Here is a 19,487-nt window from a genome sequence, read left to right on the forward strand (position 1 = left end):
ATCAGGCCTTGGGAAATGCGGTGGGCTGGTAGGCAATCAGACGCCATGTGCTGCCTTCCTTTGCCCAGAGGGCGAGGGTGAGGCTGCCGATGCTCTTCGCCACGCCGTTGCGAAGGATGCGGGCGCTCATGCGACCAAGTGCGGCGGCCGCATCGGGACCGGCCTCAAGGACCGTCTCAGTCTCATGCGAGACCTCAAGATAGCGCAGGCTGCCGCCGGTGATGGTCGCGAGGTAGGACGCCTTGGTATCGCGCGTCGCATCCGAATGCGCATAGGCGAGGCGGTCCGACAGAAGCACGCCAAGGGTTTCCGTGTCGACCGCCTGCATGGCAGCGTAGCGGCGTGCCTCGAGTGCGCGGATTTCGTCCTGCATGGAACCTCCTGGCATGAGACCTCAGCGTGGGTTAGGCGCGAGCAGGCGCTCGGGCCAGGTGGCGACACGGAAGAAGTCCAGCCCACCTTCACCCGAGGCCTGGTAGGCGGCCGCGAGCTGGCGGGCGAGGGCGGAGATCGGCATGGGCGCACCTTCCCGCTGGCCGACGGCCAAGGCGAGGTCCAGGTCCTTGGCGACGAGGTCCACATCCGCGGCCGGCGTCCAGTCCCGGGCCTTCAGCATCTCGGCCTTGTATCCGAGCAGCGGGGAAGCGACGACGCTGCGCGACAGGGCGTCGATCATCTGTGTCCAGTCGAGGCCCAGCCGCCCGCCGAAGGCCAGCGCCTCGCCGATGATGGCGGGGGTGACGGCGACGATCATGTTCACCATCAGCTTCACCGCCCGCGCCTCCTCGGTGGCACCGCAGCGGAGCGTTTCCTTGCCGAGCACGCCGAGAAGGGGAGCGCAGCGGTCCAGCGTGCCTTCGGGACCGGAGGCGAAGATGGTCAGAGCGCCGGCCTCGGCCGTGCTGGTGCTGCCGGAGACGGGGCAGCGCAGGTAGTCGGCACCACGTGCCGCCATGGCTTCCGCCACATGCGACGAAGTATCGGGGGAGACGGTGCTGAGGTCGATGAAGACCTGCCCGGGCCGGATCTCCTCCGCCACGCCGCCTGGCCCGGTGACGACCGATAGCAGCGCCATGTCGTTCGGCACCATGGAGAGGATGAAGTCGCTCTCCTCGGCCAGCGCGGCAGCGGTGGCGGCAGGGCGGGCGCCCTCCGCCGCCAGATGCGCCACGCGCGCGGGGTCGGTGTCCGTCACGAAGAGGGTGGCGCCTGCGTCCAGCAGGCGCCGGCAGAGCGGGGTGCCCATGCGCCCCGCGCCGATCCAGCCGAGTTTCCAACCTTCCAGAGCGCCCATGCTCATAGCCCCAGATAGAATTTACGGACGAGATCGCTGTCGCCCAGCGCCGCGGGGGAATCCCCCTGGAACTCCACGCGCCCATGTACCAGCACATAGCCGCGGTCGGCGATGCGGATGGCCTGGTGGAAGTTCTGCTCGGCCATCAGCACGGTGAGGCCCAGCTTCTCCTTCAGCTCCGCGATCTTCTCGATGGTGCGGGCGACGAGGATGGGGGCGAGGCCGACGGAGGGTTCATCCACCAGCAGGATCTTCGGCGCGCACATCACGGCGCGGCCGAGGGCGACCATCTGCTGCTCGCCACCGCTCATGCTGCCCACCGGCTGGGCGCGGCGTTCCTTCAGGCGCGGAAAGGCATCGTAGCAGAATTCCAGGTTGCGCGGGATGGCGGCGCGGGCAGCGCGGCGATAGGCGCCGAGCAGCAGGTTCTCCTCCACCGAAAGGCGCGGGAAGAGGCGGCGGCCTTCCGGCACCAGGGCGATGCCGAGATTGACGATGTCCTCGGGCGAGCGGCCGATGAGATCGGTGGTCTGCCCGTCGATGGTGGCGATGATCCGCCCACGCGTCGGCCGGAGCAGGCCGAGGATGCAACGCATGAGGGTGGTCTTGCCGTTGCCATTTGTGCCGAGGAGCGCGACCGTCTCTCCCGTTGCCACCTTCAGCGACACGCCGTCCAGTGCGCGCACGGCGCCATAGGCGGCATCCACATCCTCGATCAGCAGGCTAGCGGCCAAGATAGGCCTCCTCGACCTCGGGCATGGAAAGGACGGCGCGAGGCTCGCCATCCGCCACCTTCTTGCCGGCGACCAGAACGGCGAGGCGCTGGGAGAACTCGGTTACGGCCCGCATCACATGCTCGATCATGATGATGGTGGTACCGCCGGCATTCAGGCGGAACAGCAGGGCGAGGATCTGGTCAACCTCGGTGTGCGATAATCCGGCCATCGCCTCATCCACGATCAGCAACTCGGGCTGCAGCGCGGTGGCGCGGGCGAGTTCCAGGCGCCGAAGCTCCACCTGGGTCAGCTCCTTCGGCATCCGGTTCGCCTTGCCCGCCAGCTCGACGGATTCGAGGCATTCCATCGCCCTCTCATCCGTGGCGGCGTCGCGGCCGGCATAGGCGAGGGGGACGCGGATGTTGTCGATCACCGAGAGGCCGCGGAAGGGGCGCGGAAGCTGGAAGGTGCGGGCCAGCCCCTGGCGTGCGCGCTCATGCGCCTTCAGCCCGGCGAGCTTTCGGCCCTTGAAGGTGAAGCCGCCGTCATGGCTGGGGAATGCGCCGGCGAGGCAGTTGGTGAAGGTGCTCTTGCCCGAGCCATTGGGGCCGATCAGGCCGAGGCGTTCGCCTGCCCGAACCTCCAGATTCACGCCGGAAAGGGCGGTGAAGCCGCCGAAGCGCTTCCCCACGCCCTCGGCGCGCAGGACGATGTCGTCCTTCAGGTTGCTCATCGGCTCCTCCGGAACAGGCCGATGATCCCGTGCGGCGCGGCGCAGACGAAGACCACCAGCACCACGCCGACGATCATCAGGTTGGCGGCGGAGGAGATGGTGACCGTGGCCGCCTGCTGCAGGGAGGCGAGCAGCACGGCGCCGATCAGCGGCCCCGCCCAGCTTGCCGTGCCGCCGATCAGCGGCATGGCGATGGCATTCACCGCATAGGCCAGGCCGAAGGCCGAGTTGGGCTCCACATAGGAGCCGAGATAGGGCAGGGGTGCGCCTGCCACCGCCATCATCGCGCCGCTGATCGTGGTGGCGACCAGCTTGAGGCGCAGGGTGGGCACGCCCGCCGCCTCCGCCGCCGCCTCGTCGTCGCGCAGGGCTGCAAGGCCGAGGCCGAGGCGGGATTTCTCGATGGTGCGGGCCAGGGCCACGGCGGCGGCGGCCAGCACCACCATCACGGCGCAGAGAAAGCCGCTGTAGCTGTCGAAGAGCCAGGGCACCTCACGCGGGCGGATGACATAGGCGCCGCGCGATCCGCCGACATAATCCCAGTTCACCACGATGGTCTGGAGAACCACCGAGAGGCAGAGGGTGGCGATGGCGAAATAGGCGCCACGCAGCCGCAGCGTGAGGATGCCGGTGCCCAGCCCCAGCGCGCCACCGACCAGCGCGGCGAAGGCGATGCAGGGCAGCAGGCCCAACCCCAATGCCTTGCCAATGGCGACGGTGGTATAGGCGCCGGCTGCGAAGAAGGCGGCGGCGCCGAAATTCACATAACCCGCATAGCCGCCCAGGATGTTCCAGGCCGTGGCCAGCACGACGTATTGCAGCACGAAGGTGGCGGCGAAATAGGCGTACTCGCTGCCGAAGCCGCGCAGAGCCAGGATCACCAGCAAGGCCGCCACGGCAGCCGCGAGCCAGAAGCTGCCATGCCCCATCCAGCGCGAGGCAGGCGAAACCGGCATGGCGGGAAGGGTGGCGTCGCTCATGCCGTGCGCCCGAAGAAGCCCTGGGGCCGGATGGCCAGCACCAGAAGCAGGCAGCCGAAGGCGACGGCGGGCGACCAGGAGGGGCCGTAGAAGGTGGCGGTCACGTTCTCCACCACCCCGAAGGCCAGGGCCGCCAGGACGCAGCCGCCGAGGGAGGAGAGCCCGCCCATGATGACGATAGCGAAGACGCGCCCGATGAAGACATGGCCGGACCAGGCATCCACCGGCTGCACCACCACCAGCGCTCCACCCGCCAGCGCCGCCATGGCGATGGAGATGCCGAAGGCGAGGCGCTTAATCCGCACGGGATCGATCGCCAGCAGCCGCAGCGCCTCGCGGTCCTGCGCCACCGCGGCGATGGCGCGGCCGGTGAATGTTCGGCGCAGGAAGAACACCAGCCCGCCGATGGCGGCCAGGGCCACCAACGCGGGCACGAGCATGCGCAGCGGCAGGTCGATCTCGCCCAGGCGCCAGGTGGTATTGGCGTAGCTGGCATCGGCGAAATGCTGTTCCGGCCCCACCGCCATGACCAGCCCGACCTCGATGATGAACATCACGCCGAAGAAGAAGGCGAGGCCCTGGATGGCCTCATCCCCGCGCCGTTCGAAGAAGTGGTGGTAGGCAACGTAGATCGCGGCGCCCAGCGCCCAGAAGGCGGGGGTGAGGAGGATGGAGAGGATCAGCGGGTCGATCCCTGTCGCCGCCCAGAGGAGCGCGACGAGTAGCGCGCCCAGCACCATGAAGGCCGGGTGGGCAATGTTGACCACGTCCAGCATCCCGAAGGAGACCGACAGGCCAGCCGCGGCGGCGGCATAGAGACCGCCGAGCAGCAGGCCCGAGACGATCCCGTTCAGGAGGAGGACGAGGTCGGGATCCATCACGGCGCGATCACCGGACGCTGGGGCCGGAGGTGTGAATCGCGCCGCATCATGCTGCGCCCGCCGTATAGGGCTTGCGCAGATCACCCGACTTGTAGCGCGCCGGATAGAGGATCACCTGCGTGCCCGCCTTGCGGAACTGGTCGATCCCGTTGCCCTGCACGCCCTGGTACTGGGTGTAGAGGTTGCGCTCCTCCGTCCATTCGCCGAGTGCGTCGAAGCGTAGCGGGCCGATCACCGTGTCGAACTGGTTGGCATGCATGTCCGCCGCCAGCGCCGCCTGGTCGATCTTGCCGACGCGCTTCACCGCCTGCTCCAGCACCTGCATTTGCGAATAGGCCAGCGGCGGCACGTAATGGCCCAGCGCGTCCGCATTCTCCTTGGCGGCGAGCGGCTGGTAACGCTCGATCAGCGCCTGGGTGCCAGGGAACTGCAGCGTCGGCTCGGGCGCATAGACGTCCCAGACAACGAGGTTGTTCAGGATGGGGCCGAGCTGCAGCTTCTGCGCGGTGATATGCGGACCGATCATCGGGCCGCCCATCATCTGGAAGTTCACGCGCAGCTCGCTGGCGGCACGCAGCAGTCCGGCGGTATCCGGCGGGTAGGAGCCGATGAAGACGATGTCTGGCCGCGCGGCCTGCACTGAGCGGATAATCGGGGTGAAATCCACCGTGCTCGGCGGGTAGGCGCGGTCATAGACGATGCGCAGCCCGTGCTGGCGCGCGAGGAAGCGGGCGCTTTCCGCGGTGCGCTGGTGGAAGTCGCTGTCCAGGTTCACCAGGGCGATGCTGCGCGGCCGTGGCTCCATCGCCATGGCGATGTCCATGAAGCCCTTCGCAAAGGTCTCCTTCACGTTGGAGCCCGTGGGATTGATGGAGAAGTAGCGGTCGTATTTGAAGTCGGTGTTCACGCCGGTGCCGAAGAGCGACACGAAGGCCATGTTCCGTTGCATCACGATCGGCATGGCTGGCGCGATGATGGCGGTGGCGTAGCCGGAGATAACGAGATCGACCTTATCCACGTCGATCAGCTTGGTGTAGATGCCGGGCACCTGCGCGCCGGTGCTCTGGTCGTCGTAATGCACCAGCTCCACCGGGCGGCCGAGCAGCCCACCCTTGGAATTGACGTCTTCCGCCCAGATGCGATGGGCCAGCAGGGCAGGGCGCCCGTTGCCGGCGAGCCCGCCCGAGAGCGACATGGAATAGCCGATCCGGATGGGCGGGCCCGACGGCGCGGTCTGCGACCGCACGGTGGCCGGCACCGTCGCGGCCGCTGCCACGGCAAGGCGGCCGAAATTCCGCCTGCTGATAGCCTCCATGGAAATCTCCCTCCTGCTGAGGCCCGGTTTCTTCGCCCGTGGCCTGTCCCGACGTGGCTGGCTGTGCGGCTATTCCGCCGCGATCCTGGACGGGTCGGCGCCGACACGGCCGGACTTGTCATGCTCGGCGCGGCGCGCGATCCGGAAGTCGTAGCGAACGCTCGGCAAGGCGGGGTCGGGGGCGCCCTCCACGCCCGGCCGCGGGCGCACGATCAGGGATTCCGAGACGCCGAAGACGGTGTCGGAATCAATGTGTTCGTCATCGCCGAGATAGAGGGCCGTTACCAGCTCGCGGTAACCTTCGGCGCCGATCAGCATATGGATATGGGCGGGGCGGAAGCCGTGCCGGTTCTGGGCGCGGATCATGCCGCCGACGGGGCCATCCATGGGGATGGAGTAGCCGAGCGGGATGAGGGTGCGGATGGCGTAGTTGCCCTGCGCATCGGTGCGGAACTGGCCGCGCATGTCCATCACCTCCGGGTCATTCGCCTGCAGGTCGTAGGCGCCGTCGGCATCGGTCTGCCAGACCTCGACGATGGCATTCGGCACGCCCTCGCCGGCCTCGTTCAGCACCTGGCCGAAGATCATCATCTCGGGGCCCTTGGCGCGCGTCGCGATGCTTTCGCCGAAGCCGAATTGCGGGGCCGCCTCGCGGTAGAAGGGACCGAGCAGGCTCGTCTCGGTGGCCTCGCCGACGCGGTTCGCCTTGTCGTCCATCAGGTTCACGAGGCGGGACAGGCCTAGCGTGTCGGAGAGCAGGATGAACTCCTGCCGGATCGGCGTGCAGGCCTGGCCGACCTTGGTGAGGAAGGCGATGGCGCCCAGCCATTCGGCCGGGGTCAGCTTCACCTCCCGCGCGAAGTCGTGCAGGTGCCGCACGAGGCTCGCCATCACCTCCCGCATCCGCGGGTCCGGCGTGTCGGCCATCTGCGCGATGACGGCGTCGGTGATGGTGTTCTGGTCCAGGTCAGCCATTCTCTCGGTCCTCCGTCCGGGGTGGGTCTCGCTGCCCCCCCTCGGCTCACACGCTCCCACCGGGGCGGATCAGGCCCCTAGTCCGGCTTGATGTTGGCAGCGGCGATCACCGGGCGCCACTTCGCAATCTCCTCCCGCGTCATCTGGGCCAGGTTTTCCGGGGAGCCGCCCATCGGCTCCACACCCTTGGCGCGCAGATCGGCCAGCGCGGCCGGGTCCGCCAGCAGGGCGTTTGTGGCCCGGTTCAGCCGCGCGACGATCTCGGCCGGAACCCCCGCGGGGCCATAGAGGGACCAGCGCCCCTCCACCGCAAAATCCTTCACCCCGGCCTCCTGCATGGTGGGAGTGTCCGGCAGCATGGTGATCCGCTTCTCGGAGGTGACGGCGAGGCCCTTCAGCGTGCCGGCGTCCAGATGCGGCTTGAGCGCGATGGGATGGTAGAACATCGCGTCCACCCGCCCGGCGATGAGGTCCGTGACCCCCTGGCCGCCATTGCGGTAGGGCACGTGCTCCGTGGTGAGGTTTTCCCGCAGGTTCAGCAGGGCCTGGGAAAGATGCCCGGTGGTACCGTTGCCGGCCGAGGCGATGGTGAGCGTCTTCCGCTTCGCCAGCGCGATCAGCTGCGGGACCGTGGAGGCGGGGGAGGAGGCCGGCACGGTCAGCACCACCGGCGTGGTCGCGAAGGGCACGATCGGGGTGAAGTCCTTCACCGCGTCGAAGCCTGGATCGGCGAAGAGGCTGACATTGATGCCATGCGTGCCGTTGGTGCCAAGCAGGAAGGTGTAGCCATCCCCCGGTGCGCGGGCGACGGCCTGCGCGCCCACATTGCCGCCGGCGCCGGCGCGGTTGTCCACGACAACGGGCTGCCCGGCCTCCTTCGCCAGCCCTTCGGCCAGGATGCGGCCGAGGATGTCGGTGGTGGTGCCGGCGGCGAAGGGCACGATGAGCCGGATGGGCCGGTTGGGCCAGGCGCCCTGCGCGAGAGCCGGCCGGGCCAGCAGAGGCGCGGCCGCGAGGCCGCCCAGGAGGGTGCGGCGTGTGGTGAGGGTCATGCGTTTGCTCCCGCCCGATGTGGTTTCTTGTCGTTCGTCACGTAATCCGCGATCGGGCCCTGGGCCTCACCGCGACGAAGAGGAATGCAGGATTCTGGAAAATCCTGCGTGAAGAGGGCACCCTGGTCGGCAAGGCGCCCGAGGAAGCGGTCGAGATGGCGCATGGCGCCGTTCGGCAGGTCGTGCAGCACCAGCGCGACCGGATCGGGACCGCGGCACAAGGCCAGGGCGCGGTCCATCCAGCCATCCGGATCGCGGAAATCGCCCGGTACCGCGTTCCACAGCACGCAGGTGTAGCGGCCGTGGACCAGATGGCTCAGGGCGGCACCGCTCAGCAGGTGTGGGCCAAGGCTGCCCCCGCCGCCCTGCGGGCGGAACAGGCGGTCGGGATGGGAGAGATCGCCGATCAGCTGCTGGGTGCGGCCGATCTCCGCCTCGGCGATGGCGGGATCATCCGGCGCCCGGCCCAGCGGGCCGGAATGCGACCAGCTGTGGTTGCCGATCCAATGTCCCTCGGCATGGGCGCGCTCCGCCAGGGCGCGATGCCCGGCCAGCTTGTGGCCGAGCACGAAGAAGGTCGCGGAAAGGCCGCGCGTGCGCAGCACGTCCAGCACGCCCGGCGTCACCTCCGGCTCGGGGCCGTTGTCGAAGGACAGGGTGACGCGGGGCGCGCCGGTCACGAGCCGGCGGCCTTCGGGACGAAGCCGATCGCCTCCACCTCCAGCGCGCAATCCATCGGCGTGCGCCCGGCCTGCATGCGCGTGCGCGCCGGCAAGGCCTCGGCGGAGGAGAAGTAGCGGCGGTAGATGCGGTCGAAGGCCTCCTGCTGCGTCTGGTCCTTCAACCAGACGATCACCTTCAGCAGGCAGTCCATGTTGGAGCCCGCGGCCTCCACCAGCCGCTTCATGTGCTCCATCACGATCTCGACCTGCCGCTCGAAGGGCGTGTCCGGCATGGGCGGCACGGGGCGCCCCTCCGCGCGCGCGGCGCGGAGCTGGGCGCAATACGCCTCCTCGAAGGGCGGCAGGCCGGAGATGTAGATCATGTCCCCGTGCCGCACGCAGAGGTTGAAGGGGCCGCCCGTCTCGGGAACGTCGGCGCGGACGACCACCTTCTCCATCAGGCTTCGTCCACCACCGGGTTGGAGAGGATGCCGATGCCCTCGATCTCGATCTCCATCGTGTCGCCGTTCTTCATGAAGACGGGCGGCTTGCGGGCGTAGCCCACGCCGCTCGGCGTGCCGGTGGCGATCACGTCGCCTGGCTCCAGCGTCATCACCTCGGTCAGGATTTCGAGGATGCGCGGGACGGAGAAGATCATGTCGGAGGTATGGCTGTCCTGCATCGTCTCGCCATTGAGGCGGGAGGTGATGCGGAGTGCGTTGGGGCCCTGGGGCAGCTCGTCCGGCGTGACGATCTCGGGGCCGAGGCCGCCGGTCCGGTCGAAGTTCTTGCCCATGGTCCATTGCGCGGACTTGCGCTGGTAGTCGCGGACCGAGCCCTCGTTCATGCAGGTGTAGCCGGCGACGCAGGAGAGGGCGTTGGCCTGGGTGAGGTGACGGGCCGTCTTGCCGATCACGATGACCAACTCCGCCTCGAAGTCGAACTTGTCGGAGACCTTCGGGCGGAGCAGCGGCTGGCCATGGGCGGCGAGGGAGGTGGAGCCGCGGAAGAACACCGCCGGATAGTCAGGGATTGGGTTGCCGCCCTCCTTGGCATGCAGCGCGTAGTTCAGCCCGATGCAGATGATCTTGCCGGGGCGCGGCACCACCGGGAGGAGCTTCAACCCCTTGAGCGGCCGGCGGGGGGCGCCCGCCAGCTTCGCGGCGACGGCGGGGGCGCCATCCGGCAGGCCCAGCGCGGCCAGGGCCGCGACAGGGTCGGCTGGCAGGCCAGGCACCACATCGGCCAGGGCCACGACGTCATCGCCCAGGCGGGCGCCGAGGGCCGGGCGGCCCTCCTGTTCGAAGGCGATCAGTCGCACGCGGTGTTTCCTCCAGGATTCGGCAGCAGATTTTGTCGAAATTCCTTCCGGGTCAATCCGGATCGTCGCAAAGGCTTGCCCCCTTGGTTTGATTGCCGAATATGAGCGGCCATGCCTGATGCCACGCTCCTCTCCGAAGGACGCGACCCCACCCTTGCCACCAGCGTCCACCGGCGCCTGCGGGAGGACATCCTGTCAGGCCGGCTGCCGCCAGGGCTGAAGCTGAAGCTGCGCGACCTGGCGGAAAGCTATGGCGCCGGGGCTTCCCCCATGCGGGAGGCTCTGTCGAAGCTGGCGGCGGAGGGGCTGGCGGAGCGGCTGGAGCATCGCGGTTTCCGTGTGGCGGCGGCGGCGCCCTGCCAGTTGGAGGGTCTAATCCGCAGCCGGGTTCTGGCCGAATGCGCCGCGCTGCGGGAATCCATCCGGCAGGGCGATGCCGCCTGGGAGGATTCAGTGGTGCTGGCGGAGCATCGGCTGAACCGGGTGGCGCGATCCCTGGACCCGCACCGCTTCGCCACCAACCCGGAATGGGAAGCCTGCCACCGGCATTTCCACCAGGTGCTGCTGGCCGCCTGCGGGGCGCCGCCGCTGCTGGCCTTCTGCGACCGGCTGCGCGAGGAGGCGCAGCGCTACCGGGCCCTGGCCAATACCATGGCCTATCCGGACCGGGACGTGGCGGCCGAGCATGCCGCCATCGCCCGTGCCTCGCTGAACCGTGAGGCCGAGGCAGCCAGTGCTCTGCTGACGCAGCATTACGAGCGGACGGGGGCCTTCGTCGGGTCCGATCTGGGCCGCCAGGCGGGCTGACCCACCGGCTAACCGCAACCGCCTCCGGCATTCCCCGTTTCCTGGCCACGGAACGGAGGCTCCGACACGGGAAATGGCGGGGCCATCCCCGCGTGACCTGTCGGTTCCGGCACCCGCCGGGCGACCTCCGGTGCCCAAGCGCTTCAGCAGGACACCGCCATGGCTGACCTCGAATTCCTGGCCCGGCAGGGCTTCGCGCCGGATGCTGGCCCGCCGAAGGGCCTGCCGGATGAAATCCCGATCACCCTGACCATCAATGGGGAGCGGCGTGCGCTGCATGTCCGCCCCTGGACGACGCTGCTCGACCTGCTGCGGGAGGACCTTTCCCTCTACGGCACGAAGAAGGGCTGCGATCACGGGCAATGCGGCGCCTGCACCGTGCTGCTGGACGGGGAACGCATCAATTCCTGCCTGGCCCTGGCCGTGACCAAGGATGGCAGCGAACTCACCACCGTCGAGGGGCTGGCCGGGAAGGACGGCACGCTGCACCCGATGCAGGAGGCCTTCATTGAGCATGACGCCTTCCAATGCGGCTACTGCACCCCGGGCCAGATCTGCTCGGCGGTGGGGCTGTTGAAGGAAGGCCATGCGAAGACCCGTGAGGAGATCCGCGAAATGATGAGCGGCAATCTCTGCCGCTGCGGAGCCTACACCAACATCGTCGATGCCATTGAGGATGTGCTGGCGAAGGGGGCGGCGAAATGAACCGCTTCTCCTATGCCCGCCCCGGCAGCGTGGCGGATGCGCTGCGCGAGGTGGCATCCAGCCCCGCGGCGAAGATCATCGCCGGTGGCACCAACCTCGTCGACCTGATGAAGTACAATGTGGAGCGGCCCACGCATCTCGTGGACGTCTCCCGCCTGCCCGGGCTGAAATCCATCGAGGAGACGGGGGAGGGCGGGCTGCGCATCGGCGCGCTGGTGAGCAACACCTCGGCTGCCTATGACACGCGGGTGCAGGAGCGCTATCCGCTCCTCTCGAGCGCCATCCTGGCCGGTGCCACGGCCCAGCTGCGGAACGCGGCGACCACGGGCGGCAACCTGCTCCAGCGCACACGCTGCTACTATTTCTATGACGCTGCCGTGCCCTGCAGCAAGCGGGAGCCGGGTACCGGCTGCCCCGCGAAGGACGGGGTGAACCGCATCCACGCAATCCTGGGCACGAGCGACAAATGCATCGCCACCCATCCGTCTGACATGGCGGTGGCGCTGGCCGCGCTGGAAGCGGTGGTGAAGGTGGCCGGGCCGCGGGGCGAGCGCGACATCCCCTTGGCCGATTTCCACCGCCTGCCTGGCGACACGCCGGAGAAGGACACGAATCTCGGTGCGGATGAGATCATCCTGGCCGTGGAGCTTCCCGAGGCACGCTTCGCGAAGAACTACACCTACCTGAAGCTGCGTGACCGCCTCTCCTATGCCTTCGCCCTCGTCTCGGTGGCGGCGGCGCTGGAGATGGATGGCGACAAGGTGGTGGAGGCCCGCATCGCGCTCGGCGGCGTGGCGCACAAGCCCTGGCGGGTGCCGGAGGCGGAGGTGATGCTGCGCGGCAAGGCACCGGACCGGATGGTCTTCGAGACGGTGGCGGACCGCATCCTGCTGGGCGCGAAGGGCTATGGCGGCAACGATTTCAAAATCGAGCTCGCCCGGCGCGCCGTGATCCGCGCCCTGTCCCAGGCCGCCGCGGGCACGCCGCAGTCCCAGACCGACAAGCGCATCCAGTAGGAGGGCCGGACCATGCAGCAGACCTCCATGCACGAAACCCATGTCGGCTCTCCGCGCAACCGCGTGGACGGGCGGCTGAAGGTGACGGGTGAAGCCCGCTACGCCGCCGAGTACACGGCGCCGGACCTTGCCGTGGGCTATGTCGTCTCCGGCGCCATCGCGAGGGGGCGGATCAGGAGCGTCGACACCAAGGCGGCAATGGCCGTGCCGGGTGTGATCCAGGTCTTCACCCACCAGAACCGGCCGCGCACCGCCTGGCGTGCCAAGGCCTATCAGGACGAGGTGGCGCCGCCGGGCACGCCCTTCCGCCCGCTTTACGACGACAAGATCCTCTATAGCGGCCAACCCATCGCGCTGGTCGTGGCGGAGGATTTCGAGATCGCGCGCTATGCCGCCTCCCTCGTCCGCGTGACCTATGAGACGGAGCCGCACGAGACGGATCTCGGGAAGTTGCGGGAGAAGGCCTATAAGCCGCCCAAGACCCGCTCCGGCATGGCGCCGCCCCCGCCGCGCGGCGATGCCGAGGCCGCCATCGGCGCGGCGCCATTCAAGGTGGATGAATCCTACCGGATCGCCATCGAGCATCATAATCCGATGGAGATGCACGCCTCCACCGTGGTGTGGGAGGGAGACGGGAAGATCACCGTCTATGACAAGATCCAGGGCGTGCAGAACACGCAATCCTACATCACCCATGTCTTCGGCCTGTCGAACGACGATGTGCGCGTGTTGTCGCCCTTCGTCGGCGGTGCCTTCGGATCAGGGCTAAGGCCGCAATATCAGCTCTTCCTGGCGGTTATGGCGGCGCTGGAGCTGCAGCGCTCGGTGCGGGTGATGCTGGAGCGCGACCAGATGTTCACCTTCACCTACCGCCCCGATGCGCTGCAGGAGATGGCCATCGGCGCCAATCCGGATGCAACGCTGCAGGCGATCCGGCATGACGCGATCGGCTGCACCTCGCGCTTCGAGGACTACCAGGAGTCAGTCGTCAGCTGGTCGGCGATGATGTACCGGTGCGACAACGTCACCACGACCTACAAGCTGGCGCAGATCGACACCTACACTCCCGGCGACATGCGCGCGCCGGGTGCGCCCACCGGGATGTTCGCCCTGGAATCCGCGATGGACGAGCTGTCCTACAAGCTGCAGATCGATCCATTGCAGCTGCGGCTGAGGAACTATGCCGAGACTGAGGGCGGCGGCGGCAAGCCCTTCACCAGCAAGGAGCTGCGCGCCGCCTATCAGCTCGGCGCCGAGCGCTTCGGCTGGTCCCGCCGCAATCCCGTCCCGCGCTCCATGAAGGAGGGGCGGGAACTGATCGGCTGGGGCATGGCGAGCGGTATGTGGGAGGCGATGATGGAGAAGACCTCCGCCCGCGCCACCCTGACCATCGACGGAAGGCTGGAGGTGGGCACCGCCACCGCCGATATCGGCACCGGCACCTATACCATCCTCACCCAGATCGCGGCCGATGCGCTGGGCCTGCCGATGGAGAAGGTGACGGCGCGGATCGGCGATTCCTCCCTGCCTATGTCACCGGTGGAGGGCGGTTCCTGGACCGCAGCTTCCGCAGGATCGGCCGTGCATGTCGCCTGCAATGCGGTGCGGGAGACGCTTTTCAAATATGCCCGCGGCATGGATGCTTCGCCGCTGGCCAATGCCGATATAGGGCGCGTGGCCTTCCGCGGCGGGCGCATGGAGTTGATGGCCGATCCCTCCCGCTACGTCACGATCCAGGACACCATGCGGGCAGGCGGGGTGGACCGGATCGAAGCGGAGGAGACGGCGGCGCCGAGCCGGATCAACCAGCTGCGCTACGCCGCCTATACCCATTCCGCCATCTTCGCGGAGGTGCGAGTGGATGAGGAGCTGGGCCGGGTGCGCGTGACGCGCATCGTGGATGCCGTGGCCGCGGGGAAAATCCTGAACCCCAAGACCGCGCGCTCCCAGATCCTGGGCGGCGTGGTCTTCGGCATCGGCATGGCGCTGACCGAGGAATCCATGATGGACCACAATCTCGGCCGCTTCATGAACCACAACATCGCCGAATATCATGTGCCGGTGAATGCCGACATCCACGACATAGAGGTGATCTTCGTCGAAGAGCATGAGGACAAGATCAACCCGCTCGGCGTGAAGGGGCTGGGCGAGATCGGTATCGTCGGCACGGCGGCGGCGATCGCCAATGCCGTGTATCATGCCACCGGCAAGCGCATCAGGCACCTGCCGATCACCGTAGATAAGATCATCGGGGAGAAGGAAGCCGCCTGATCCGTAATGCGCCCGCTGCTCAACGGCGGCGGGCGCGTCTCGGCTCTTCCTCCCGTACCTCCTCATCCGGCACCAGGGCCTCCATCCCGGCCCGCCAGGTGACATGCCAGCTCTGCGGCCGCCCGGCACGGCAGCGCAGCAGCTCCAGCCGCCATTGCGGATCGCCGAGATCGTGCATCGACCCGCCGGCATGCCCTGTCACGTGCCAACGCGTGGTGGCGAGCGACGGCCCTTCATCCTCATCCGACTCCCGCAGCAGCAGCCCGATCCCGCCGCCCGTTTCGGCCGCCAGCTGAAGGCGGCGCATCGCCGTGGCATCCGGCCGCTCCGACATCAGCAGCACGGCCGACACGGCGGAGCAGCGCAGCGCCTCCTCCGTCACCCAGAGCGCGTCCACATGATTGCCTGGCTGCGCCACGATCAGGCGGGAGGGCGGAAGCCCGAAGCGCGCCAACCCGGGCGGCCAGGGATCGGGATCGCGCGCGATCCAGAAAACCGTGCCGCCCGAGCGCGCCATCAGCAGCGCCGCGAAGCCGATCGCTGCCCCCGCGCCATCCGACAGGATCTCATGCAGCGCCGCGCGCGGCAGCCCGCCACCGGGAAGCGCGCGGTCCATCTCGGGGCAGAGAGGGATGGCAGGCGGTTCCTCCCGCTCGCCTAACCCGCTGCGCTCGAGGCGAGCGACCCGGGCTCGCAGTGCGGCCATGACGGCTCGGCGATCCAACCCGCCTGGCGACGACTCGCCGTCTCCCGTGGAGTCGTAACGAGCCTCTTCCAGGCCCTGCGGGAAAGGGTCAGGAACGGGATCGGGACGGGGCCGGGGGGGCGAATCAGGGGGCATGCTCGTTCATACTATGTTCTTGTTTGGGCCGCACGCTCCATGGCTGCGCCGTTCCGCCTGCATCGGGAACTTCCTGGTGAAGCGTCCGGCTGATCCAGCAGGTTCCGTGAGCGGAGGCCCAGCCACCCAATGATCCCGCGCCGCACCTTTCTCGCCTCGCTGCCGCCCTCGGCCTGCGTCCTTTCGGCTTGTACCGGCCTGCCGATGGAGGATTCCGCGGGCACGCCGGTGGCGTCGCTCGTCGGCACCGGCTTTGCGGCGCTGCATTCGGACGGGGCAGGGGGAGCGGGGGCCTTGCTCGGTTCGGCGGTGGCCGTGGCGCCGGGAAGGGTAGCCTGCGCCGTCCACGCCCTGCCGCATGGCGCCACCCGTGCCTGGCTGCGGCGCGGCGATGGCGCCGCCGCGCGGCGCGTGCCCGTGCTGGCGCACAGCCCGCGGATGGATCTGGCCATCCTGGGAGATGGGGAGGGGCTTCTCGCCCCTGCTGCCCACTGTTCCCAGGCCGTGGAGGCAGGGGATTCCGTCTGGGCCGCTGGCATGCCCGGAATCGGTCCCGGGGTCGCTGCCGGCGTCGTGGAAATTCCCGATGCGATCCTGCCCGGCTTCGGCCGCGCCTTCACCGCTCGGATGGCAGCGCTGATGGGCTATTCCGGAGGGCCTGTGGTGGGAACGGATGGCCGGTTGCGCGGCCTCGTCTCGGCCCTGCCGGATGGCGAGGCCGCGAGCGCCCTCGCCTGGATCACCGGGATGGATCTCGGCGGCCTGGCCCATGGCCGGGACCGCCGGGTCTTCATCCTCTCCATCCGTCAGGTGATGGAGGAGGCGAGGCGCCTCAGTACCATTTGAGCGATGGGTTCAGACCCGCGACTGAATGTCCCAGGGTGCGCGGCCGGCCTCCCGATCCGCCTCCAACCGGTTCACCCCAATATCGGAGAGCATCCGGTCATCGAGGGTGGCCAGAATTCGGCGTTCCTCGATGGCGCGGAGCATGCGCGCGAGCATCGTCAGCCAGCCGGAGGCCGGGATGCGGCGGGTGACGGAGGCGGTCTCCCGGATGCAGGGGCCGCTGTGGATGGCGTGACCGGACATGGCTGCGATTCCTCTCTGGGTGGTGTCGCAAGAGGGAAGATCGGCTCGATACCGTCATAAGGGAAACGAGTTGTTTTGAAGTTCCGCATCAGCAATGCTGATGCCGCCATGATCACCATCCCTGTCGGTCTCGACCCCGACCTGCTGCGCTCCTTCGTGCTGGTGGCTGAAGGCGGCAGCGTCACCCGCGCCGCGCTGCGCGTCGGGCGAACGCAATCCGCGGTGTCCATGCAGATGCGACGGCTGGAGGAGGCGCTGGGCAAGCCCCTGCTGCTGCGCGGTCCGCGCGGCCTCAGCCCCACTCCGCACGGGCTCTGGCTGCTGGACCGTGCGCGGCGCCTGCTGGCCATGCATGACGAGATCGTGACGAATTTCCGGACGCCGGAGATCTCGGGCCATATCCGCCTGGGCTCGCCTGACGACTACGCGCTGCTTTGGTTGCCCGAGATCCTTGCCGGCTTCGCCGAGGCGCATCCCGCCGCCGAAGTGGAGGTGGTCTGCCTGCCCTCGAACGACCTGCTGAAGTGCTTCGACAAGGGGGAGTTGGACATCACCCTCTTCTCCGGCGGCAATGAGGCGCCGGGGGTGCAGGTGGAAACCCTCTGGCGGGGGCCCCTGCGTTGGGTGGGCTCCGCGGCGCATCAGACACATCTCATGCGGCCGCTGCCGCTCGTTCTCTCCCATGGCGGCTGCAGCTGGCGGATCGCGGCCACCAATGCGTTGGGGCGCGCCGGGATGCCGTGGCGCATGGCTTATTCCTCGGCTTCCCAGACCGGCACCCATGCGGTGGTGCTGGCGGGGCTGGGTGTGACGGTGGGACTTTCCAGGGCGCTTCCAACCGGTCTTCGCCTGTTGGGGGCGGAGGACGGCATGCCGGACCTGCCGGACCTCGAGATCGCCATGACCCGGCATCCCGGTGCCGCGGCCGAGGCATTGGCGAGCCACATGCGCAATGGCTTCCGTAGCCAGCCCGGCACCGCCGCCCGCGCGGCCTGAACCTCTTCCCGTCTGCTCCCCGCTCCATCTGCGGAATGGGTTGCACCGCAGGGAACCAGCGTTGAAGCTGTGCCGGGCCGCCGGAACAGGCGGTTGGGTGACGTTCAAGGAGCACAGCATGATCCGAAGCCCGAATACGGGCCGGCGTGGGCTGATCGTGGCGACCGCCGCTGGCCTCGCCATGCCTTCCGTCCTGCGCGCACAAGGCATCTGGCCGGACCGGCCGATCCGCCTCATCGTTCCCTGGCCCCCGGGTGGCTCCACCGATGTGGTGGCGCGGATCTTCCAACCCCGCCTGGCGGAGGTGCTCGGCCGTCCCGTCATTGTGGAAAACCGCGGCGGCGCCTCCGGCTCGATCGGCGCTGGCGAGGCCGCGAGGGCGGCGCCGGATGGCTACACCTGGATGCTCGCCTATGACACCGAGGCGACGAACCAGACAGTGATGCGCCTGCCCTACAAGGCGCTGGAAGCCTTCGCGCCTGTCAGCCTGGTGGCGACCGGCCCGCTGGCGCTGGTGGCGCATGAATCCACGCCCTACCGCACTTATCAGGATGTGGTGGAGGCGGCGAAGAAGGCGCCGGACACGATCAACTACGCGACCTCGGGCGTCGGCGGGCTGGCGCATGTGGCCACCACCCTGCTGCAGCAGAAGGGCGACTTCCGGATCACCCATGTGCCCTATCGCGGCGGTGGTCCGGCCACGCAGGACGCGGTGGCAGGGCATGTCCCGCTGTTCATGTCGAACGTCGTGGTCATCAGCCAGCACATCAAGAGCGGCGTCCTGCGGCCGTTGGGCGTGACCACCCGCACGGAATCCCGCCATGTGCCCGGGGCGAAGTCCTTCGCCGAGCAGGGGGTGGGCGACTTCGAGGCTCCGACTTGGTGGATGCTGCTGGGCCGTGTCGGCACCCCCGAACCGATCCAGCAGCGGATGAGCGCAGCCATCCGGCAGGTCGTGCAGGAGCCGGAGGTCCGCCAGAAGATCGAAGAGCAGGGCGCCGATGTGGTGGCTTCCGATCCGGACACGGCGCGCCGCTTCCTCGACCGGGAGATCGAAAAGTGGGGCGCCGTGATTCGCAACGCCAACATTCGGGCGGACAGCTAAGCACGCCTCTGGGAAGGGAGCGCCGCCCGGCGTCCCTTCAGGGCACGTCGCCAACTCCAAAGCGGGCCCGATCCACCCGATGTCAGCCGGGTTCGTGACGCCTGCGGAAAATCACGAAACCATCCAAAAAGGGGTTTGACGGGTCTGCGAGCCCCCCATATAAGCCGCCCCACACCGGCGGCGCCTTGGGGCGCCTTGGTGACCCGGGCTGGGGCGGTTTGGAGGGGTTGACGTAGCGGTGTTGAGCCGCTAGATACGTTGACCCGCCGCGCTTCGGTGGTGGTTTCAGGCAGAGGTTGGGCTTGCCCAGCCGGGGGAACCCGGGGCCTTTGCTTGTTTGCTCCTTCACAATTGTATCTGTTTTCCTGAAGACGAGAAGAGTTTTTATGCTCTTGCCTTGGTCTGGGGATGGTTTGGCGGCTCTGGTGACGGGGTGGCTGGGCGATCTTTTGGGCTGGTGATGGTGTTGGGGAGGGATGCGTGGCCAGTGCTGCGGATCTTGAGCCGATGTCACGGGCGAGGGTTACGGGTAGTAGAAGTGAGCGAGTGGAGTTTTGGTTAGGGTCCCTCTGAAGTGTTGAGGCCTTCGGGTCGAGGCATGGATGAACTTGAGAGTTTGATCCTGGCTCAGAGTGAACGCTGGCGGCATGCTTAACACATGCAAGTCGCACGGGCAGCAATGTCAGTGGCGGACGGGTGAGTAACGCGTAGGAACATGTCCAGAGGTG

General features: G+C 68.2%; 21 protein-coding genes and 1 rRNA gene. 8 read left to right on the forward strand and 14 right to left on the reverse strand.

Features of this window, described 5'->3' with window-relative positions:
- Position 1 precedes the first annotated feature (1 nt).
- From GSE44_RS20505 to GSE44_RS20560, 12 genes are all read right to left on the reverse strand, one after another.
- Positions 2-373, reverse strand: a complete 372-nt coding sequence (locus GSE44_RS20505; RefSeq protein WP_235924995.1) for a nuclear transport factor 2 family protein — start codon at positions 371-373, stop codon at positions 2-4.
- Between the two features lie 21 nt (positions 374-394).
- Positions 395-1,294, reverse strand: coding sequence for an NAD(P)-dependent oxidoreductase (locus tag GSE44_RS20510; RefSeq protein WP_159350697.1), 900 nt, complete (start codon positions 1,292-1,294; stop codon positions 395-397).
- A 2-nt stretch (positions 1,295-1,296) separates the two neighbouring features.
- Positions 1,297-2,028: an ABC transporter ATP-binding protein gene (locus GSE44_RS20515; protein ID WP_159350698.1), complete on the reverse strand. Its 732-nt coding sequence runs from the start codon at positions 2,026-2,028 to the stop codon at positions 1,297-1,299.
- Positions 2,018-2,743, reverse strand: coding sequence for an ABC transporter ATP-binding protein (locus GSE44_RS20520; RefSeq protein ID WP_159350699.1), 726 nt, complete (start codon positions 2,741-2,743; stop codon positions 2,018-2,020). Before GSE44_RS20520 ends, GSE44_RS20515 begins: the two co-directional genes overlap by 11 nt.
- Complete coding sequence (locus GSE44_RS20525; protein ID WP_159350700.1) at positions 2,740-3,723, reverse strand: branched-chain amino acid ABC transporter permease; 984 nt, start codon at positions 3,721-3,723, stop codon at positions 2,740-2,742. Before GSE44_RS20525 ends, GSE44_RS20520 begins: the two co-directional genes overlap by 4 nt.
- Complete coding sequence (locus GSE44_RS20530; protein ID WP_159350718.1) at positions 3,720-4,601, reverse strand: branched-chain amino acid ABC transporter permease; 882 nt, start codon at positions 4,599-4,601, stop codon at positions 3,720-3,722. The genes GSE44_RS20525 and GSE44_RS20530 overlap by 4 nt, the downstream gene beginning before the upstream one ends.
- 49 nt (positions 4,602-4,650) lie before the next feature.
- On the reverse strand, positions 4,651-5,919 hold the full coding sequence (locus GSE44_RS20535) for an amino acid ABC transporter substrate-binding protein (protein WP_159350701.1): 1,269 nt from the start codon (positions 5,917-5,919) through the stop codon (positions 4,651-4,653).
- A 69-nt stretch (positions 5,920-5,988) separates the two neighbouring features.
- Positions 5,989-6,894 (reverse strand): dioxygenase family protein, encoded by a 906-nt coding sequence (locus GSE44_RS20540; protein ID WP_159350702.1) that lies wholly within the window; start codon positions 6,892-6,894, stop codon positions 5,989-5,991.
- 77 nt (positions 6,895-6,971) lie between these two features.
- Complete coding sequence (locus GSE44_RS20545; RefSeq protein WP_159350703.1) at positions 6,972-7,946, reverse strand: Bug family tripartite tricarboxylate transporter substrate binding protein; 975 nt, start codon at positions 7,944-7,946, stop codon at positions 6,972-6,974.
- The gene (locus GSE44_RS20550; protein ID WP_159350704.1) at positions 7,943-8,626 is read right to left on the reverse strand and encodes a polysaccharide deacetylase family protein; all 684 of its coding nucleotides are present in this window, start codon (positions 8,624-8,626) and stop codon (positions 7,943-7,945) included. The genes GSE44_RS20545 and GSE44_RS20550 overlap by 4 nt, the downstream gene beginning before the upstream one ends.
- On the reverse strand, positions 8,623-9,066 hold the full coding sequence (locus GSE44_RS20555; protein WP_159350705.1) for a RidA family protein: 444 nt from the start codon (positions 9,064-9,066) through the stop codon (positions 8,623-8,625). The genes GSE44_RS20550 and GSE44_RS20555 overlap by 4 nt, the downstream gene beginning before the upstream one ends.
- Positions 9,066-9,929 (reverse strand): fumarylacetoacetate hydrolase family protein, encoded by an 864-nt coding sequence (locus tag GSE44_RS20560; protein ID WP_159350706.1) that lies wholly within the window; start codon positions 9,927-9,929, stop codon positions 9,066-9,068. The genes GSE44_RS20555 and GSE44_RS20560 overlap by 1 nt, the downstream gene beginning before the upstream one ends.
- Before the next feature lie 111 nt (positions 9,930-10,040).
- On the opposite strand from GSE44_RS20560, the gene GSE44_RS20565 reads away from it, so the two are divergent.
- The 4 genes from GSE44_RS20565 (at position 10,041) to GSE44_RS20580 (ending at position 14,728) form a co-directional block, all read left to right on the forward strand.
- Positions 10,041-10,736, forward strand: a complete 696-nt coding sequence (locus GSE44_RS20565; protein WP_159350707.1) for a GntR family transcriptional regulator — start codon at positions 10,041-10,043, stop codon at positions 10,734-10,736.
- 159 nt (positions 10,737-10,895) lie between these two features.
- Entirely contained in the window at positions 10,896-11,441 is a 546-nt protein-coding gene (locus GSE44_RS20570; protein ID WP_159350708.1) for a (2Fe-2S)-binding protein, read from the forward strand.
- On the forward strand, positions 11,438-12,457 hold the full coding sequence (locus GSE44_RS20575; RefSeq protein ID WP_159350709.1) for an FAD binding domain-containing protein: 1,020 nt from the start codon (positions 11,438-11,440) through the stop codon (positions 12,455-12,457). Before GSE44_RS20570 ends, GSE44_RS20575 begins: the two co-directional genes overlap by 4 nt.
- Positions 12,458-12,469: 12 nt before the next feature.
- A complete protein-coding gene (locus tag GSE44_RS20580) occupies positions 12,470-14,728 on the forward strand; it encodes a xanthine dehydrogenase family protein molybdopterin-binding subunit (RefSeq protein WP_159350710.1) in 2,259 nt (752 codons plus the stop codon).
- 19 nt (positions 14,729-14,747) lie between these two features.
- Here GSE44_RS20580 and GSE44_RS20585 read toward each other — a convergent pair whose 3' ends face one another.
- A complete protein-coding gene (locus tag GSE44_RS20585) occupies positions 14,748-15,434 on the reverse strand; it encodes an ImuA family protein (RefSeq protein WP_159350711.1) in 687 nt (228 codons plus the stop codon).
- A 264-nt stretch (positions 15,435-15,698) separates the two neighbouring features.
- On the opposite strand from GSE44_RS20585, the gene GSE44_RS20590 reads away from it, so the two are divergent.
- Complete coding sequence (locus tag GSE44_RS20590) at positions 15,699-16,415, forward strand: S1 family peptidase (RefSeq protein ID WP_159350712.1); 717 nt, start codon at positions 15,699-15,701, stop codon at positions 16,413-16,415.
- Between the two features lie 9 nt (positions 16,416-16,424).
- Here the strand turns inward: GSE44_RS20590 and GSE44_RS25375 are convergent, their stop codons facing one another.
- Positions 16,425-16,658 carry a DUF1127 domain-containing protein gene (locus tag GSE44_RS25375; protein ID WP_201306155.1) on the reverse strand — a complete coding sequence of 78 codons (234 nt, stop codon included), beginning with the start codon at positions 16,656-16,658 and terminating at the stop codon, positions 16,425-16,427.
- Between the two features lie 75 nt (positions 16,659-16,733).
- On the opposite strand from GSE44_RS25375, the gene GSE44_RS20600 reads away from it, so the two are divergent.
- From GSE44_RS20600 to GSE44_RS20610, 3 genes are all read left to right on the forward strand, one after another.
- The gene (locus GSE44_RS20600; protein ID WP_235924996.1) at positions 16,734-17,654 is read left to right on the forward strand and encodes a LysR substrate-binding domain-containing protein; all 921 of its coding nucleotides are present in this window, start codon (positions 16,734-16,736) and stop codon (positions 17,652-17,654) included.
- A 118-nt stretch (positions 17,655-17,772) separates the two neighbouring features.
- On the forward strand, positions 17,773-18,759 hold the full coding sequence (locus tag GSE44_RS20605) for a Bug family tripartite tricarboxylate transporter substrate binding protein (RefSeq protein ID WP_159350713.1): 987 nt from the start codon (positions 17,773-17,775) through the stop codon (positions 18,757-18,759).
- Between the two features lie 604 nt (positions 18,760-19,363).
- Positions 19,364-19,487, forward strand: a 16S ribosomal RNA gene (locus tag GSE44_RS20610); the annotation flags it as partial.

The organism is Muricoccus harenae, from assembly GCF_009848505.1.
Taxonomy (GTDB): domain Bacteria; phylum Pseudomonadota; class Alphaproteobacteria; order Acetobacterales; family Acetobacteraceae; genus Roseomonas; species Roseomonas harenae.

What these genes read in the sequence shown, in the direction of transcription:
- GSE44_RS20505 (WP_235924995.1), bottom strand. Translation starts at nt 373, where the DNA reads ATGCAGGACGAAATCCGCGCACTCGAGGCACGCCGCTACGCTGCCATG.
- GSE44_RS20510 (WP_159350697.1), bottom strand. Translation starts at nt 1,294, where the DNA reads ATGGGCGCTCTGGAAGGTTGGAAACTCGGCTGGATCGGCGCGGGGCGC.
- GSE44_RS20520 (WP_159350699.1), bottom strand. Translation starts at nt 2,743, where the DNA reads ATGAGCAACCTGAAGGACGACATCGTCCTGCGCGCCGAGGGCGTGGGG.
- GSE44_RS20525 (WP_159350700.1), bottom strand. Translation starts at nt 3,723, where the DNA reads ATGAGCGACGCCACCCTTCCCGCCATGCCGGTTTCGCCTGCCTCGCGC.
- GSE44_RS20530 (WP_159350718.1), bottom strand. Translation starts at nt 4,601, where the DNA reads ATGGATCCCGACCTCGTCCTCCTCCTGAACGGGATCGTCTCGGGCCTG.
- GSE44_RS20535 (WP_159350701.1), bottom strand. Translation starts at nt 5,919, where the DNA reads ATGGAGGCTATCAGCAGGCGGAATTTCGGCCGCCTTGCCGTGGCAGCG.
- GSE44_RS20540 (WP_159350702.1), bottom strand. Translation starts at nt 6,894, where the DNA reads ATGGCTGACCTGGACCAGAACACCATCACCGACGCCGTCATCGCGCAG.
- GSE44_RS20545 (WP_159350703.1), bottom strand. Translation starts at nt 7,946, where the DNA reads ATGACCCTCACCACACGCCGCACCCTCCTGGGCGGCCTCGCGGCCGCG.
- GSE44_RS20555 (WP_159350705.1), bottom strand. Translation starts at nt 9,066, where the DNA reads ATGGAGAAGGTGGTCGTCCGCGCCGACGTTCCCGAGACGGGCGGCCCC.
- GSE44_RS20565 (WP_159350707.1), top strand. Translation starts at nt 10,041, where the DNA reads ATGCCTGATGCCACGCTCCTCTCCGAAGGACGCGACCCCACCCTTGCC.
- GSE44_RS20570 (WP_159350708.1), top strand. Translation starts at nt 10,896, where the DNA reads ATGGCTGACCTCGAATTCCTGGCCCGGCAGGGCTTCGCGCCGGATGCT.
- GSE44_RS20575 (WP_159350709.1), top strand. Translation starts at nt 11,438, where the DNA reads ATGAACCGCTTCTCCTATGCCCGCCCCGGCAGCGTGGCGGATGCGCTG.
- GSE44_RS20580 (WP_159350710.1), top strand. Translation starts at nt 12,470, where the DNA reads ATGCAGCAGACCTCCATGCACGAAACCCATGTCGGCTCTCCGCGCAAC.
- GSE44_RS20585 (WP_159350711.1), bottom strand. Translation starts at nt 15,434, where the DNA reads ATGGCCGCACTGCGAGCCCGGGTCGCTCGCCTCGAGCGCAGCGGGTTA.
- GSE44_RS20590 (WP_159350712.1), top strand. Translation starts at nt 15,699, where the DNA reads ATGATCCCGCGCCGCACCTTTCTCGCCTCGCTGCCGCCCTCGGCCTGC.
- GSE44_RS25375 (WP_201306155.1), bottom strand. Translation starts at nt 16,658, where the DNA reads ATGTCCGGTCACGCCATCCACAGCGGCCCCTGCATCCGGGAGACCGCC.
- GSE44_RS20605 (WP_159350713.1), top strand. Translation starts at nt 17,773, where the DNA reads ATGATCCGAAGCCCGAATACGGGCCGGCGTGGGCTGATCGTGGCGACC.